Origin of the sequence: Neobittarella massiliensis (ex Bilen et al. 2018) (assembly GCF_014269355.1) — a bacterium.
In the GTDB taxonomy this organism is placed as follows: domain Bacteria; phylum Bacillota; class Clostridia; order Oscillospirales; family Ruminococcaceae; genus Neobittarella; species Neobittarella massiliensis.
In genome coordinates this window covers 270,906-286,067 of the sequence record NZ_JACOGI010000002.1, presented here as the reverse complement: position 1 = coordinate 286,067, position 15,162 = coordinate 270,906, and the positions used below count along the sequence as shown (strand labels likewise).

Annotated in this window: 14 protein-coding genes; 11 read left to right on the top strand and 3 right to left on the bottom strand. The window is 60.3% G+C overall.

The features are described 5' to 3' along the window. Positions 1-46 precede the first annotated feature (46 nt). From H8K20_RS10425 to H8K20_RS10375, 11 genes are all read left to right on the top strand, one after another. Positions 47-2,071, top strand: a complete 2,025-nt coding sequence (locus H8K20_RS10425) for a V-type ATP synthase subunit I (RefSeq protein WP_186488374.1) — start codon at positions 47-49, stop codon at positions 2,069-2,071. Continuing rightward, positions 2,064-2,546, top strand: a complete 483-nt coding sequence (locus H8K20_RS10420) for a V-type ATP synthase subunit K (RefSeq protein WP_105205149.1) — start codon at positions 2,064-2,066, stop codon at positions 2,544-2,546. The genes H8K20_RS10425 and H8K20_RS10420 overlap by 8 nt, the downstream gene beginning before the upstream one ends. 19 nt (positions 2,547-2,565) lie before the next feature. Beyond that, positions 2,566-3,156, top strand: a complete 591-nt coding sequence (locus tag H8K20_RS10415; protein ID WP_186488373.1) for a V-type ATP synthase subunit E — start codon at positions 2,566-2,568, stop codon at positions 3,154-3,156. A 52-nt stretch (positions 3,157-3,208) separates the two neighbouring features. Beyond that, positions 3,209-4,174 (top strand): V-type ATPase subunit, encoded by a 966-nt coding sequence (locus H8K20_RS10410; RefSeq protein WP_186488372.1) that lies wholly within the window; start codon positions 3,209-3,211, stop codon positions 4,172-4,174. After that, complete coding sequence (locus H8K20_RS10405) at positions 4,167-4,490, top strand: V-type ATP synthase subunit F (protein WP_186488371.1); 324 nt, start codon at positions 4,167-4,169, stop codon at positions 4,488-4,490. Before H8K20_RS10410 ends, H8K20_RS10405 begins: the two co-directional genes overlap by 8 nt. Before the next feature lie 45 nt (positions 4,491-4,535). Next, on the top strand, positions 4,536-6,308 hold the full coding sequence (locus tag H8K20_RS10400) for a V-type ATP synthase subunit A (RefSeq protein ID WP_105205145.1): 1,773 nt from the start codon (positions 4,536-4,538) through the stop codon (positions 6,306-6,308). Continuing rightward, the gene (locus H8K20_RS10395) at positions 6,308-7,681 is read left to right on the top strand and encodes a V-type ATP synthase subunit B (protein ID WP_154866781.1); all 1,374 of its coding nucleotides are present in this window, start codon (positions 6,308-6,310) and stop codon (positions 7,679-7,681) included. The genes H8K20_RS10400 and H8K20_RS10395 overlap by 1 nt, the downstream gene beginning before the upstream one ends. 45 nt (positions 7,682-7,726) lie before the next feature. Then, positions 7,727-8,389, top strand: coding sequence for a V-type ATP synthase subunit D (locus H8K20_RS10390; protein WP_105205143.1), 663 nt, complete (start codon positions 7,727-7,729; stop codon positions 8,387-8,389). Between the two features lie 490 nt (positions 8,390-8,879). Then, a complete protein-coding gene (gene galE, locus H8K20_RS10385) occupies positions 8,880-9,893 on the top strand; it encodes a UDP-glucose 4-epimerase GalE (protein ID WP_186488370.1) in 1,014 nt (337 codons plus the stop codon). Positions 9,894-9,942: 49 nt separating this feature from the next. After that, positions 9,943-10,740 carry a sugar transferase gene (locus H8K20_RS10380; protein WP_186488369.1) on the top strand — a complete coding sequence of 266 codons (798 nt, stop codon included), beginning with the start codon at positions 9,943-9,945 and terminating at the stop codon, positions 10,738-10,740. A 99-nt stretch (positions 10,741-10,839) separates the two neighbouring features. Then, positions 10,840-11,577: a YdcF family protein gene (locus tag H8K20_RS10375; protein ID WP_186488368.1), complete on the top strand. Its 738-nt coding sequence runs from the start codon at positions 10,840-10,842 to the stop codon at positions 11,575-11,577. A 92-nt stretch (positions 11,578-11,669) separates the two neighbouring features. Here H8K20_RS10375 and H8K20_RS10370 read toward each other — a convergent pair whose 3' ends face one another. From H8K20_RS10370 to H8K20_RS10360, 3 genes are all read right to left on the bottom strand, one after another. Next, positions 11,670-13,172 (bottom strand): DUF1846 domain-containing protein, encoded by a 1,503-nt coding sequence (locus H8K20_RS10370; protein ID WP_105205139.1) that lies wholly within the window; start codon positions 13,170-13,172, stop codon positions 11,670-11,672. A 148-nt stretch (positions 13,173-13,320) separates the two neighbouring features. Next, positions 13,321-14,277, bottom strand: coding sequence for an ROK family protein (locus tag H8K20_RS10365; RefSeq protein WP_105205138.1), 957 nt, complete (start codon positions 14,275-14,277; stop codon positions 13,321-13,323). 160 nt (positions 14,278-14,437) lie between these two features. Further along, positions 14,438-15,151 (bottom strand): hypothetical protein, encoded by a 714-nt coding sequence (locus tag H8K20_RS10360; protein WP_178089818.1) that lies wholly within the window; start codon positions 15,149-15,151, stop codon positions 14,438-14,440. Positions 15,152-15,162 lie beyond the last annotated feature (11 nt).

Below are 15,162 nucleotides of genomic sequence, written 5' to 3'. Positions count from 1 at the left end.
CCCAAGCGGCGGCACACCACCATAAAGAGAGGAGGAGATCGACTCCATGGCAGTATTGCCCATGAAAAAAGCGAGCATCTGCGGCCTGCAAAAAGACCGCAAAAAGATCCTGGAGATGCTGCAGCGCCGGGGCGTGGTAGAGATCAGCGACCAGATCGAGCAGGACAGCGTCTTCTCGCGGGCAGATATGTCCAGCGCCCAGGCCACTTTTGAAAAGAACATCGCCACCGCCACCGCGGCCCTGTCGGTGCTCGATCGCTACGCCACCGAGAAAAAGCCCATGCTGGCCGCACTACAGGGCCGGCAGGCCATCTCGGTAGACCGGTACGACAGCTTTGCCGACGTGCGGGAAGAGACGATGAAACACGCCTACCGGCTGTGTGCCCTGGACCGGCAGCTGGAGGAGGGCCGGGCCGAGATACCCAAGCTGCAGACCCAGATCGACGGCCTGCTCCCCTGGAGCGGACTGGATGTGCCCCTGCATTTTAAGGGCACCAAGACCACCAGCTGTTTTATCGGCACCCTGCCCGGCGAGTGGTCGCTGCAGGCACTGTTAGAGCGGCTGGGCGAATTGGCGCCCGACGCCAGCCGGGTACACGCCGACATCGTCACCGCCGACAAGGAGCAGACCCGCATATTCCTTTTGTGCCCGCAAAAACACGCTCATCTGCTGGAGGACGCGCTGCGCCAGCTCAACTTCGCCCGCCCCCCGGCCGACGCCGACTTGGTCCCGTCCGAGCGCATCCGTCAGCTGGAGGACGAGATACAATCTGTGCGCCAGCAGCTGCAGGACGCCGAGGAGGAGATCCGCCAGCTGGCCGCGCACCGGGAGGACATCCGCTTTGCGGTGGACTACTACCAGATGCGGGCCGAAAAATACGGCGTCATCGGACGGCTGGCCCAATCTAAGCGCACCTTTTTCGTCACCGGCTACGTGCCCCAGCGCGATACCCAGCGGCTGTGCCGCGAACTGGAGGACCAGTACGGCGCGGCCGTCTACCTAGAGGACCCGCTGCCGGAAGATGACGTGCCGGTGCTGCTGCAAAATAACAAATTCGCCGAGCCTGTGGAGGGGGTCTTAGAATCGTTCAGCCTGCCCGGCAAAGGCGAGATGGACCCCACCTCGGTCACGGCCATCTTCTACTACGTGCTGTTCGGGCTCATGCTGTCCGACGCCGCCTACGGCCTGATGCTGGTCATCGGCTGCGGCCTGATACTACTCAAGTTTAAAAACATCGAGCAGGGGCTGCAGAAGATGCTGCGGATGTTCTTCTTCTGCGGCATCTCCACCACCTTTTGGGGCATCGTCTTTAGCAGCTACTTCGGCGACGTGGTCAACGTGGTCTCGCGCACCTTTTTCGGGCACGAGGTCGGCATCCCGCCGCTGTGGTTCACCCCGCTGGAAAAGCCGATGCAGATGCTCCTATTCTGCCTGGCCATCGGCATCGTGCACCTGTTCGCCGGCCTGGCCATGAAGCTGTACCAGCAGGTAAAGGCCGGCCAGTATAAAGACGCGCTGTACGACGTCATCTTCTGGTACATGCTGCTGGGGGGGCTCATCCTGTGGATGCTCTCCATGCAAAAATTTGCCGATATCGTGCAGCTCAGCTTTGTGCTGCCATCCGCGGTGGGCACCGTGTCCTGTATCGTGGCCGGCGTCGGCGCGGTGGGGATCATCCTCACCTCCGGGCGGGAGTCTAAAAACCCCGTCAAGCGGCTGCTCAAGGGCCTTTATGGCCTGTACGGCGTCACCGGGTACCTCAGCGATATCCTGTCGTACTCCCGCCTGCTGGCGCTGGGGCTGGCCACCGGCGTCATCGGCTCGGTCATCAACCAGATGGGCAGCATGGTCGGCGGCGGCGCCGTGGGCGCTGTCGTCTTTATCCTGGTATTCATCGTCGGCCACACCCTCAACTTCGGCATCGAGTTGCTGGGCGCCTACGTGCACACCAACCGCCTGCAGTTCGTCGAGTTCTTTGGCAAGTTTTATGAAGGGGGCGGCCGCAAGTTCGACCCCTTTGCAGTCCACACCAAATACTACAAATTCAGGGAGGATAACGAAAATGAGTAACATGGGCATTGTATTCGCGATCTTGGGTGCGGCGCTGGCCGCCCTGCTGGCCGGCGCCGGTTCGGCTGTCGGCGTGGGCATGACCGGTGAGGCCGCCGCCGGCGTCGTCACCGAGGACCCCTCTAAATTCGGCAAGGTACTGCTGCTGCAGCTGCTGCCCGGCACACAGGGCATCTACGGCCTGCTCATCGCCTTTATGACGCTGTCGCAGATCGGCGTTCTGGGCGGCTCGGCCGAGATGAGCTTGGCCAAAGGCCTCATGTACTTCGCCGCCTGCCTGCCCATGGCCATCGTCGGCTACTGGTCGGCCATCCGCCAGGCCCGCGTGTCGGTAGCCGGCATCCACATGGTCTCTAAAAAGCCCGACCAGATGGGCAAAGGCATGATCTTTGCCGCCATGGTCGAGACCTACGCCATCCTGGCTCTGCTGGTCTCGCTGCTGGCGGTCACCGGTATCGGGGGTCTCAACATCTAAAGTTAGGAGATTTGGTTACATGACAGGATTAGAAAAGATCATCGGCGAGATCCAGCGCGAGGGCCAGATGGCCGCCGACGACATCCTGGCCGTGGCCCGGCAGGAGGCCGACCAGATCGCCCAGGCTGCCCGCGCCCAGGCCGAGGCCCAGGTGCAGAAGATCCGGCAGGAGGCCGACGCCCAGGCCGAGGATATCGCCCGCAGGGCCCAGTCGGCCGCCGACCTCAAAAAGCGCGGGGCGGTGCTGGCTGCCAAGCAGCAGCTCATCGCCCAGTGCATCGACTCTGCCCGCCGGTCGCTGGCCGAGCTGGACGATGCGGCGTACGCGGCGCTGCTCATCAAGATGGCCGCCGCCTTTGCCCATCCCGAGCCCGGCGAGATCTGCCTGCGCGCAGGCGACCTAGAGCGCCTGCGGGCAGATTTTGCCCAAAAATTGCAGGCCGCTCTGCCCGCCGGCGCCGCGCTGCAGATAAGCGGCGAGAGCCGCGACATCGACGGCGGGTTTGTGCTGGTGTACGGCGGTATCGAGGAGAACTGTTCCTTCCAGGCGCTGTTTGACGCCGACCTGGAAAAGCTGCAGGACCTGGTGCAGCACAGCCTGTTCGGCTGAGCGCCCGCTGCGATGACCGGGACTGCAACATTTCCAGAAGAAGGAGGAAGCCATGGCCGATAAACAGTACATCTACCAGGTGGCCCGCATCCGCTCCAAAGAGATGGAGCTGCTCACCGGGCAAAACATCCAGCAGCTGCTGGCCAGCGACAGCTACGACAGCTGCCTGCGCGTTTTGTCCGACCGGGGCTGGGATGTATCCAGCGGCGACGCGGACACCATCCTCGCCATCCAGCGCCAGAACACCTGGGCGCTGATGGAGGAGCTGGTGGAGGACATCTCGGTGTTTGACGTGTTCCTCTACCAAAACGACTTTCACAACTTAAAGGCCGCCATCAAGCAGGTCTGTACCCAGGAGCACTTTCAGGATATCTACATCCCCGACGGCACCGTCGAGCCACAGCGCATCGAGCAGGCGGTGTCCCAGCGGGACTTTGGCGCTCTGCCCCCGCGCATGCAAAAAGCCGCGCAGGAGGCCTTTACCGCCCTGCTGCGCACCGGCGACGGCCAGCTGTGCGACGTCATCATCGACAGCGCCTGTCTGGCAGCCATCCTGCAGGCCGGCCGCGACAGTGGCGACGCACTCATTTTGGCCTACGCCGAGCTGACGGTGGCCGCCGCCGACATCAAGACGGCGGTCCGCTGCCAGCGCACCGGCAAAGAGCTCGACTTTTTAAAGCGGGCGCTGGTGCCCTGCGACAGCCTGGATGTAGCCCAGCTGGCCGCTGCCGCGGCCGACAGCGAAGAGGCCATCTACAGCTATCTCGAGCGCACCGCCTACGCCCCCGGCGTCGAGGCGCTGCGCCAGTCGTCCGCCGCCTTCGAGCGCTGGTGCGACGACTTGATGATGCAGCGCATCCGCCCGCAGCTGCACAACGCCTTCACCATCGGCCCGCTGGCCGCCTATATTCTGGCCCGCGAGAACGAGGAAAAGACGGTGCGCATCATCCTCTCGGGCAAGAAAAACCACCTGGACGAGAGCGCGGTAGCGGAAAGGGTTCGTGATATGTATGTATAAGATCGCAGTGCTGGGAGACAGAGACAGCGTGTACGGCTTCGCCGCCGTGGGGCTGGACACTTTTTTTGCCAGCGAGCCGGAATACGCCGCCAAAAAGCTGCGGGAACTGGCCGGCGGCGACTACGCGGTGATCTATGTCACCGAGTCGCTGTGGGCCGGGCTGGATCACGAGATCGAGCGCTACCGCCAGCAGCCGCTGCCGGCTATCCTGCCCATCCCCGGCGCCTCGGGCAACACCGGTATCGGCATCACCCAGGTGCGCCGCTCGGTAGAGCAGGCGGTGGGCAGCGACATCATTTTTGGCGGCGACACTTAAGCCGCCGGCGACGAAACGAAAAGCCAGAAAGGCGAGGTTTGATATATGAGCACAGGTACCATTAAAAAAGTAGCTGGGCCGCTGGTCATCGCCCAGGGCATGCGCGACGCCAACATGTTTGACGTGGTGCGGGTCAGCGACCAGCGCCTGATCGGCGAGATCATCGAGATCCACGGCGATCTGGCCTCGGTCCAGGTATACGAGGAGACCTCCGGTCTGGGCCCCGGCGCGCCGGTAGAGTCCACCGGCGCCCCCCTGAGCGTCGAGCTGGGGCCCGGCCTCATCAGCAGCATCTTCGACGGCATCCAGCGCCCGCTGGTCGAGATCATGGCCCGCAGCGGCAACAACCTGAAGCGCGGCGTGGAAGTGCCGTCGCTGAGCCGCGACAACAAGTGGGAATTCGTCCCCACCGCCCAGGTGGGCGACACCGTGGTGGGCGGCGACATCATCGGTACCGTACAGGAGACCGAGATCGTCTGCCACAAGATCATGGTCCCCAACGGGGTGGAGGGCGAGATCACCGCCATCACCGGCGGCAGCTACACCATCGACGAGCCGGTGGCCACGGTGGCGCTGAAAAACGGCGGCACCCGCCAGCTGACCCTCATGCAGAAGTGGCCGGTGCGGGTGGGTCGTCCCTATAAAGAAAAATTGTCTCCGGACATGCCGCTGGTCACCGGCCAGCGGGTCATCGACACGCTGTTCCCCATCGCCAAAGGCGGCGTGGCGGCGGTGCCGGGGCCCTTTGGCAGCGGCAAAACGGTGGTGCAGCACCAGCTGGCCAAGTGGGCCGAGGCGGATATCGTGGTCTACATCGGTTGCGGCGAGCGCGGCAACGAGATGACCGACGTGTTAAACGAGTTCCCCGAGCTGCGCGACCCCAAGACCGGCCACTCGCTGATGGAGCGCACCGTGCTCATCGCCAACACCTCCGACATGCCGGTGGCCGCCCGCGAGGCGTCTATCTACACCGGTATCACCATCGCCGAGTACTTTAGAGATATGGGCTACTCGGTGGCGCTGATGGCCGACTCCACCTCGCGCTGGGCCGAGGCCCTGCGCGAGATGTCCGGCCGTCTGGAAGAGATGCCCGGCGAGGAGGGCTACCCCGCCTACCTGGGCAGCCGTCTGGCCCAGTTCTACGAGCGGGCCGGCCGGGTCATCGCCCAGGGCCAAGAGGGCCGTGAGGGCGCGCTGTCGGTTATCGGCGCCGTGTCCCCTCCGGGCGGCGATATCTCCGAGCCGGTGGCCCAGGCCACGCTGCGCATCGTCAAGGTGTTCTGGAGCCTCGACTCCGCCCTGGCCTACAAGCGCCACTTCCCCGCCATCAACTGGCTGACCAGCTACTCGCTGTACGTGAACAACATGGCCGGCTGGTTCAACGACCAGGTGGCCGAGGACTGGACCGACCTGCGGGCGCGGCTGATGCTGCTGCTCCAGGAGGAGGCCGAGCTGGAGGAGATCGTCAAGCTGGTGGGCATGGACGCGCTGTCGGCGCCCGACCGCATCAAACTGGAGGCCTCCCGCTCCATCCGCGAGGACTTTTTGCACCAGGACGCCTTCCATGAGGTGGATACCTACACCTCGCTGCAAAAACAGCACACCATGATGGAACTGGTGCTGCGCTACTACGACGCCGCCACCGAGGCGCTCAAAAAAGGCGCCTCGGTCGAGGGTCTGGTCAAGCTGCCGGTGCGCGAGTCCATCGGCCGCTTTAAGTACGTGTCCGATGACAAGATCGGCGAGGAGTACGCATCGATCGCCCGCGCGCTCGACCAGGAGATCGATGCGCTGATCAGTGAGGAGGAGGAGCTGTAATGCCTAAAGAATACAGGACGATCCAGGAGATCGCCGGCCCTCTGATGCTGGTCAAGGGGGTCGAGAACGTCAGCTATAACGAGCTGGGCGAGATAGAGCTGCACAGCGGCGAAAAGCGCCGCTGCAAGGTGCTGGAGATAGACGGCGGCAATGCATTGGTGCAGCTGTTTGAAAACTCCACCGGCATCAACCTCAGCAGCAGCAAGGTGCGCTTTTTGGGCCGCAGCATGGAGCTGGGGGTGTCGGAGGACATGCTCAGCCGGGTGTTTGACGGCCTGGGCCGCCCCATCGACGGCGGGCCGGAAATACTGCCCGAGCAGCGGCTGGATATCAACGGCCTGCCCATGAACCCCGCCGCCCGCAACTACCCGCAGGAGTTCATCCAGACCGGCGTGTCGGCCATCGACGGCCTCAACACGCTGGTGCGCGGTCAGAAGCTGCCCATCTTCTCGGCCAGTGGCCTGCCCCACGCCGAGCTGGCGGCGCAGATCGCCCGCCAGGCCAAGGTGCGCGGCACCAGCGAGCCGTTTGCGGTGGTGTTTGCCGCCATGGGCATCACCTTTGAGGAGGCAAACTTCTTCATCGAGAGCTTTAAGGAGACCGGCGCCATCGACCGCACGGTGCTGTTTGTCAACCTGGCCAACGACCCGGCCGTCGAGCGCATCGCCACCCCGCGCATGGCGCTGACGGCGGCGGAGTACCTGGCCTTCGAAAAGAACATGCACGTGCTGGTCATCATGACCGATATCACCAACTACGCCGACGCGCTGCGCGAGGTGTCGGCCGCCCGCAAAGAGGTCCCCGGCCGCCGCGGATACCCCGGCTACATGTACACCGATCTGGCCTCGCTCTACGAGCGGGCCGGGCGCCAAAAAGGCAAGTCGGGCAGTATCACCATGATCCCCATCCTCACCATGCCCGAGGACGACAAGACCCACCCCATCCCCGACCTGACCGGCTACATCACCGAGGGGCAGATCATCCTCAGCCGCGAGCTGTACCGCAAAAACATCACCCCGCCGGTAGATGTGCTGCCGTCGCTCTCGCGACTGAAAGATAAAGGCATCGGCGAGGGAAAGACCAGAGCCGACCACGCCAACACCATGAACCAGCTGTTCGCCGCCTATGCCCGCGGCAAAGACGCCAAAGAGCTGATGGTCATTCTGGGCGAGGCGGCCCTCACCGATATCGACAAGCTGTACGCCCAGTTCGCCGACGAATTTGAAAAAACTTACGTGTCGCAGGGCTACCACACCGACCGCAGCATCGAGGAGACGCTGGAGATCGGCTGGAAGCTGCTGCGCATCCTGCCCCGCAGCGAGCTCAAGCGCATCAAGGACGAATTTTTGGACCAGTACTACGAGGAAAAGTAGGTCCATATGCCAAATACCTGATGCGATGAGAGGGGGGAGACCAAAGTGGCAACGACCCAGATAAACCCGACCCGTATGGAGCTGACCCGGCTGAAAAAGAAACTGGTCACCGCCATGCGCGGGCACAAGCTGCTCAAAGATAAGCGCGACGAGCTGATGCGCCAGTTTTTAGACCTGGTGCGCCAGAACAAGGCGCTGCGCGAAAAGGTTGAAAAGGGGCTGGCCCGCGCCAACGCCAACTTCGTGTTGGCCCGCGCCGGTATCTCGCAGGAGGCCATGCAGGTGGCGCTGATGTGCCCCAAACAGGAAGTCACGCTCGAGACCTCGTCGAAAAACATCATGAGCGTGGATATACCGGTGTTCTCCTACAAGACCCGCACCGCCGATAAGGGGGATATCTACCCCTACGGCTACGCCTTTACCTCCAGCGATCTCGACGACGCCGTCAAGTCGCTGGAAGATGTGTTGCCCGATATGCTCAAGCTGGCCGAGACCGAGAAGTCCTGCCAGCTGATGGCCGCCGAGATCGAGAAGACCCGCCGCCGAGTCAACGCGCTGGAGCACGTGATGATCCCGCAGACCCAGGAGAGCATCCGCTACATCACCATGAAGCTGGACGAAAACGAGCGCAGCACCCAGATCCGCCTGATGAAGGTAAAGGATATGATGCTGGAGGCGGCACACCACTACAGCGAGCACGAACACTAAGCGCCCGTGCCAACACCAAGAGCCACTGCACAAGATCTTTTAACACGACATAAAAAAAGAGCGCCGACGGCAGTCCGACGGCGCTCTTTTTTGTGTTATAAGTTCTATGTTTTGCACATTTTTTGTAAAATCAGGCCGAAAAAGGTAGACATTATCGTTCTGATATCGTATAGTGGTAATATGTTAATAAACTGTGAAAACAGCAAGTTTTTGCCGCTTTTTATACCGGTATTTTACTGTGTATAGCCCCGCGTTATGCGGAACGACAAACTCTAGTTTTTCGCGCAGTCAAGCCATTTCTTGATGGCCGCCGGCATCGCCGAAAGTGATGTGCACCTCCGACCCCACCCTATCTCGCCGCCGCCACATTTCCCCCCACTATGCATGCTGTTTATTGACTGCTGTGACCAAATACGATATACTGATTGTGTCGAAAAAACACAGAACGTTTAACGATTTTTTACTTTTTATTCATATTAGGGAGTATCCTATGGCTGTATTGCTTACCGGCGGTGCCGGCTACATCGGTTCTCACATCTGTATCGAACTGCTGCAAGCGGGGATGGATGTGGTGGTCATCGACAACTTTTCCAACTCTAAACCAGAGGCGGTGCGCCGCGTGCAGCAGATCACCGGCAAGAAGTATCCCGTCTACCACGAAGACCTGCGGGACCGCGCCGCGGTGGAGAAGATCTTTGCAGAGAACACCATCGACTGTGTCATCCACCTGGCCGGCAGCAAAGCGGTAGGCGAGTCGGTGCAAAAACCCATCCTGTACTACGACAACAACCTGGTCTCCACCCTGGTTTTGTGTGACGTGATGCGGGATTACGGCTGCAAAAAGATCATCTTCAGCTCTTCGGCCACGGTGTACGGCGCCCCCGAACAGGTCCCGGTCACCGAGGAGACCCCGGTCTCGGCCGACACTACCCCCTATGGCAAGACCAAGCTGTTCATCGAGTACATGCTACAGGATATCGCCAAGTCCGATCCGGATTGGTCGGTCATCCTGCTGCGGTACTTTAACCCCATCGGCGCCCACGCCAGCGGCCTCATCGGCGAAGATCCGGCGGGCATTCCCAACAACTTAATGCCTTTTGTCACTCAGGTGGCGGCCGGCAAGTTGGAAAAGCTCTCGGTATTCGGCACCGATTACGATACCCCCGACGGCACCTGTGTGCGCGATTTTATCCACGTAGTGGATCTGGCTCAGGGCCATGTAAAGTCGATCGCCAAAGCTATGGAGAACAGCGGGGTGTTTATCTACAACCTGGGTACCGGCAAGGGTTACAGCGTCCAGCAGCTGGTGGATGCCTTCCAGCAGGCAAACGACATCGAGATCCCCTACCAGTACGCGCCCCGCCGCAAAGGCGATATCGCCCAGATCTACGCCGACTGCTCAAAGGCGCAGCGGGAGTTGGGCTGGCAGGCCCAGCACGACCTGTTTGAGATGTGCCGCGACAGCTGGAACTGGCAGAAGAAAAACCCTCAAGGGCTCGCATAGCGCAGACCTGGCCGCCCACATTTTTGACGATAAGGTGAGGATGACGATTATGGATATCCGCGAACATACCGGCACCGAATATGGTACGTCACGGGCTTCTTCCACCTCAGGCGCCGACAGCGACCTGTGTACGGTCTATGTCCCAACTAGAGCGCAGCGCCTGTATAATGCTGTTTTTAAGCGCGCATTCGGCTTTGTACTGGCGCTCCTAGCAGTGCTGCTCCTCTCTCCCATCATGCTCCTCTGTGCGATCGCGATCGCACTGGAGTCTCGTGGACCGATCATTTTTCGCCAGCGCCGGGTGGGCAGAGATGGCCGCGAGTTTTACATCTACAAGTTTCGCTCTATGCGTGTCTCGGCCCCCAAATATGTGGCCACTGCCGACCTGTCTAACGCCCATGAATACATCACCAAGGTAGGGCATTTTCTGCGCAAGACCAGTTTAGACGAGCTGCCGCAGCTCTTTAATGTGCTCAAGGGAGACATGAGCTTGATTGGCTATCAGCCGCTGGTCCCATCTGAAGGGACTATCCATCCACTGCGGGACCGGTGTGGGGTACACTATCTGCGCCCCGGCATTACCGGGCTGGCCCAGGTAAATGGACGCGACCTGGTGACCACCGAGCAAAAGGTGCGCATGGACCTGCTCTACCTAAAGCAGTTATCGCTGTGGGAAGATATAACCATCCTTTTTAAAACGGTGGCGGTCGTATTTTCTAAAAAGGATTATGCCGAGGGCAACGAGGTCTATGAGATCATGTTGCAGCAAAAATCAGTAAACGAGCAGGAGTCAGCCAAAACAAAATCTAAGCTGACCGATACGCAGGTTTTAAAAAAGATATCGTGAGCAAGAGGAGAGCGCAAGCTCTCCTTTTTTTACTTGTTCTTTTCTGCCCCCGCGATCTGTGTTACAATAGTGCTCATCTCTATCGAGGAGGTCGCCCCCTTGTTTTTTACCGTCTATCTGTCTGTTGGACTGGTGCTCCTAGCGCTGTCACTGCCGCCGTTTGTCCAACGTATCCGTCACATCGGTGTCATGCTGCCGGCTGCACAGGGGCTATGCATGGTCTCATTGGCGGCTGTTTCCCCGCTTTTACAACCCTGCGGATGGTGGGCCGCTGCACAGTGGGTGCTGCTTGGCTTCTTATTCTTGGAAGGGCTGCTGTTTTTGGCCGGCTCGCTGCTGCTGTGCCGCTTTCCCCGCTACCGGCACGGCACAAACGATAGCTGCATCGTGGTGCTGGGTTGCCGGGTGCGCGGACAGATTCCATCAAAAATGCTGGCGCGGCGGCTGCAAAAAGCGCATCAACTGCTGGTGCAGAACCCCCATGCCTGCTGTGTCGTCACCGGCGGGCAGGGGGAGGATGAGGAGGTGCCCGAGGCCGAAGTGATGGCCGCCTGGCTGGCGCAGCGCGGTATTGACGCAGAGCGCATCTACCGGGAAGACCGCTCGCGCTCCACTCGCCAAAATCTGCAGTTTGCCGCCCAGATCATCGAGCAACAGGATCTACCCCGTCGGGTGATCGTGGTCAGCGACTTCTACCACCTGGCCCGCGGCTGTATTTATGCGCGCCGGTTCGGCCTATTGCCCTGTGGAGCCGCCTGCCGCACCAACCCCGCCATGATCTTTGGCTACTGGGCCCGGGAGTTGCCGGCAATATTTAAGGCTCTGCTGGGCCGATAAGACGGATATGCATGTCCTCGACCGATCTATAACGAAAAAAGGGCAGCCCCAGCAGGGACTGCTCTTTTACACTTTATATAGGGGCGCGCAGCTCACACGTAATACAGATTTTCGGAGGGGAATACCGGATCGCAGGTCACATCTACCCCCAGTTTGCGGAAAGTCTGCTCGTCGGCCCGGTTGAGGATGGTGGTGGTGTGGGCCTGGCAGTTTTTGAGCTGAGGCAATTTCTCCATAGCCACCTGGGCAGTGGGGTTGGTCACCGCGCAGATGCTCAGAGCCATGAGGATCTCCTCGCAGTCCAGCGCGGGGCGACGGCTGCCCAGCGTTTTAGATTTTAGATCGATGATGGGCTGCAGGATGACCGGCGAGATGAGGTGGATCTCGTCGGCAATGCCGGCCAGCTGCTTGACCGCATTGAGGATCGCCGCCGCCGAGCTGTTCATCAATTCGCTGGAGCGACCGGTGACGATGGTGCCGTCCTCCAGCTCGATGGCGGTGGCCGAGAGCAGCTCTTCTCCCGTCTCGAGACCTTTAGCCGCAGCATAACTGCGGGCGCCGGCCACCACTTTGCGGTCTTCTGGCCGCAGTTTCATATCTTTCATGATGGCATCCATACGGTGGAAGGTCTCCTCGTCCATGGTGCCTTTTTTGTACTCACAGCTGGTCTTGAAATAGCGGCGTATGATCTCCTGCCGGGAGGCTTCTTTGACTACCTCGTCGTCGATGATGCCAAAGCCCACCCGGTTGACCCCCATATCGGTGGGGGACTTGTAGATAGACTCTTTGCCGGTGATCTTTTCGATGATGCGGCTGATGACCGGGAACATCTCCATATCGCGGTTGTAGTTGACCGCCGGCACCCCGTAAGCGTCGAAGTGGAACGAGTCGATGATGTTGACATCTTTGAGGTCTACGGTGGCCGCCTCATAGGCTACATTGAGCGGGTGTTTGAGCGGCACGTTCCACACCGGGAATGTCTCGAATTTAGAGTAGCTGGCCGAGCGCCCGCGGCGGTACTCGTGGTAGAGCTGGCTCAGGCATGTGGCCAATTTGCCGCTGCCGGGGCCGGGGGCGGTGACCACCACGATGGGCTTGGTGGTCTCGATATACTCGTTGGCGCCGTAGCCCTCATCGCTGACGATCAGGTCTACATCGGTGGGGTAACCTTTGGTCTTTTTGTGGGCGTAGGTCTTGATGCCCCGCATACGCAGCTTGTTCATAAACACGGTAGTAGCCGGCTGCCCGTCGTAGCGGGTGATGACCACACTGTTGACATCGAGCTGGTAGCTGCGCAGCTCGTCGATGAGCCGCAGTACATCCATATCGTAGGTGATGCCAAAATCATCACGCACCTTATTGCGCTCGATATCGCCGGCGTACACGCAGATGATGATCTCCACCTGCTCCTTCAGCGTCTGCAGCAGCTTGATCTTGGCATTGGGATCGAAGCCGGGCAGCACGCGTTTGGCGTGCATGTCCTGCATCAGCTTGCCGCCAAATTCAAGGTACAGCTTTTCACAGCTGTTGACCCGCTCCAAGATGTATTTGGACTGTTCGGTGATATATTTTTCGTGGTCAAACCCCAGTTTCATTCCTACACGTTCCCCCATCCGTCACACATCGCATTTTTGCGCGGCCAGCAGTCGCCAGCGACCCGCCGCAGCTATCTTCCTCAAAAAAACTCACAAAGATAATTCTACCATGTATGCGCGATGCTTGTAAAGCGCAGTACACAAAAAGTCACTGGGCACTCTCGAGCATAGCGGCGCCGATGATGGCCGCATCGTTGCCCAGCTGGGCCGTGGTGATGGCTGTATTTTGCTTGGAGTAGCGCGACATCACCACCCCCATCGCCTTTTGGCGAATGGGGGCCACCAGCTTTTCTCCCTCTTTAGAGATACCGCCGCCGATGACGATGAGCTGGGGTTGCAGGATGTTGACGATGTTGGCCACCCCGCAGGCCAGATAGTCGGTGTAGCGCTCGAGCACCTGTTTGGCCGCCTCATCGCCGCTGTCGGCAGCGCGGAAAGCCGTGCGGCCATCGACCGCCTCGACATCGCCGCCACATTGGGCCCACATCGCGCTATCGGGGCACTGGCGCATCTTTTCGCGGGTCATACGGATCAGGCCGGTGGCCGAACCATAGGCCTCGAGACAGCCGTTGCGGCCACAGGTGCAGGGAACGCCGTCTTTCTCAACTACCATGTGCCCCAACTCGGCCCCACCGTAATAGGAGCCGGGCCAGATCTTGCCACCGACGATGATGCCGCCACCCACCCCGGTGCCCAGAGTGATAGCCACCATGTCGCGGTAGCCGCGGCCGGCGCCGGCCACCAGCTCGCCGTAGGCCGCCACATTGGCGTCGTTGTCCATATACACGGTTTTGCCGCTGCGCTGCCGGAGCAGCGGTACTACCGGCGCATCGAGAAAAGCCAGGTTTGCCGCGTGCTCTACCTCGCCTTTCTCGCGGTTGATGACTCCCGGCGAGCCCACACCGATACTCTGGATATCGTCGGTCGTGAGACCGGCCTTTTCTACACATTGGCGGTACAGCCCGTCCATATCCGCCACCACCTCGGCCACCGGCCGGGGGGCGCGGGTCTTGCCGGCCGCCTTTGACAAAATGCGGTACTCCTCATCCACGACACCGGCCACTATATTGGTGCCGCCCAGATCTATGCCCACACGGTATGTCATCTAAAACACCTCTCCCACTGGGGCGCCTTTCACCGCGCCCATCTATGCTTCTTTTATTATAGAAAAAAACCGGCGGCGAGACAACCACAAACTGCCACTTCTACACAATAAAGAGGTCCGGAACTGTATTCCGGACCTCTTTGCGAAATGGCTATGAGATTTAGGACTTCTTGATGGCTCTCTCTTCCACCTTGATGATGCCTTTTTTGTACATGATCCAGGCAGCCAGAATGGTGACCGGGATCATGCCCACGATGGCGAAGCCCTGATAGGTGCTCAGCGGTACGCCCAGTGCCAGCATGATGGCCACGATGATCACTGCGGGGATGACTGCCAGCAGTTTGCCCTTGATGACGTACTTGCCGGCGGCGCCCGAGAAGATACCCAGGATGAGGCCGCCGAATAGAGCGGGCAGCATGTAGGTGGTAGCGGTCTTTACAGCGGGCAGGGTGAGTACCGGCTGCAGCGGCACCAGCAGGATGACGCCCAAGGCGATGATGGCCATGGTCAGGATGGACGAGGCGCTGATGGCCACGGTGGTGATGGCGTCGCCGGCGTCGGTAGACTGCTCGACTTCGGCCAGCTCGATGGCGTTGATGGCCACCGGCAGTTTTAAGTTCATGACGTTGCCGGTGATAAAGGTGATGTAGGCCGAAGAGCCCAGGACCGGCGCGTAGCTGATGACCTCAGAGATCGCGATGGGGATAAACATGGCCAGCAGGCCAGAACCGCTCTGCAGGACCAGCTTCATGGAGGGGAAGCAGTCGAAGATCAGGCAGGCCACGATGGGGATGCCCACCATGAAAGCGATGGCGCCAAAGCTGCCCCAACGGCCCCAGCGATGTATGGAATTGATATATTTCTCGTTTTTCATCTGGTATAGCC

What these genes read in the sequence shown, in the direction of transcription:
- H8K20_RS10425 (WP_186488374.1), top strand. Translation starts at nt 47, where the DNA reads ATGGCAGTATTGCCCATGAAAAAAGCGAGCATCTGCGGCCTGCAAAAA.
- H8K20_RS10420 (WP_105205149.1), top strand. Translation starts at nt 2,064, where the DNA reads ATGAGTAACATGGGCATTGTATTCGCGATCTTGGGTGCGGCGCTGGCC.
- H8K20_RS10415 (WP_186488373.1), top strand. Translation starts at nt 2,566, where the DNA reads ATGACAGGATTAGAAAAGATCATCGGCGAGATCCAGCGCGAGGGCCAG.
- H8K20_RS10410 (WP_186488372.1), top strand. Translation starts at nt 3,209, where the DNA reads ATGGCCGATAAACAGTACATCTACCAGGTGGCCCGCATCCGCTCCAAA.
- H8K20_RS10405 (WP_186488371.1), top strand. Translation starts at nt 4,167, where the DNA reads ATGTATAAGATCGCAGTGCTGGGAGACAGAGACAGCGTGTACGGCTTC.
- H8K20_RS10400 (WP_105205145.1), top strand. Translation starts at nt 4,536, where the DNA reads ATGAGCACAGGTACCATTAAAAAAGTAGCTGGGCCGCTGGTCATCGCC.
- H8K20_RS10395 (WP_154866781.1), top strand. Translation starts at nt 6,308, where the DNA reads ATGCCTAAAGAATACAGGACGATCCAGGAGATCGCCGGCCCTCTGATG.
- galE (WP_186488370.1), top strand. Translation starts at nt 8,880, where the DNA reads ATGGCTGTATTGCTTACCGGCGGTGCCGGCTACATCGGTTCTCACATC.
- H8K20_RS10380 (WP_186488369.1), top strand. Translation starts at nt 9,943, where the DNA reads ATGGATATCCGCGAACATACCGGCACCGAATATGGTACGTCACGGGCT.
- H8K20_RS10370 (WP_105205139.1), bottom strand. Translation starts at nt 13,172, where the DNA reads ATGAAACTGGGGTTTGACCACGAAAAATATATCACCGAACAGTCCAAA.
- H8K20_RS10365 (WP_105205138.1), bottom strand. Translation starts at nt 14,277, where the DNA reads ATGACATACCGTGTGGGCATAGATCTGGGCGGCACCAATATAGTGGCC.
- H8K20_RS10360 (WP_178089818.1), bottom strand. Translation starts at nt 15,151, where the DNA reads ATGAAAAACGAGAAATATATCAATTCCATACATCGCTGGGGCCGTTGG.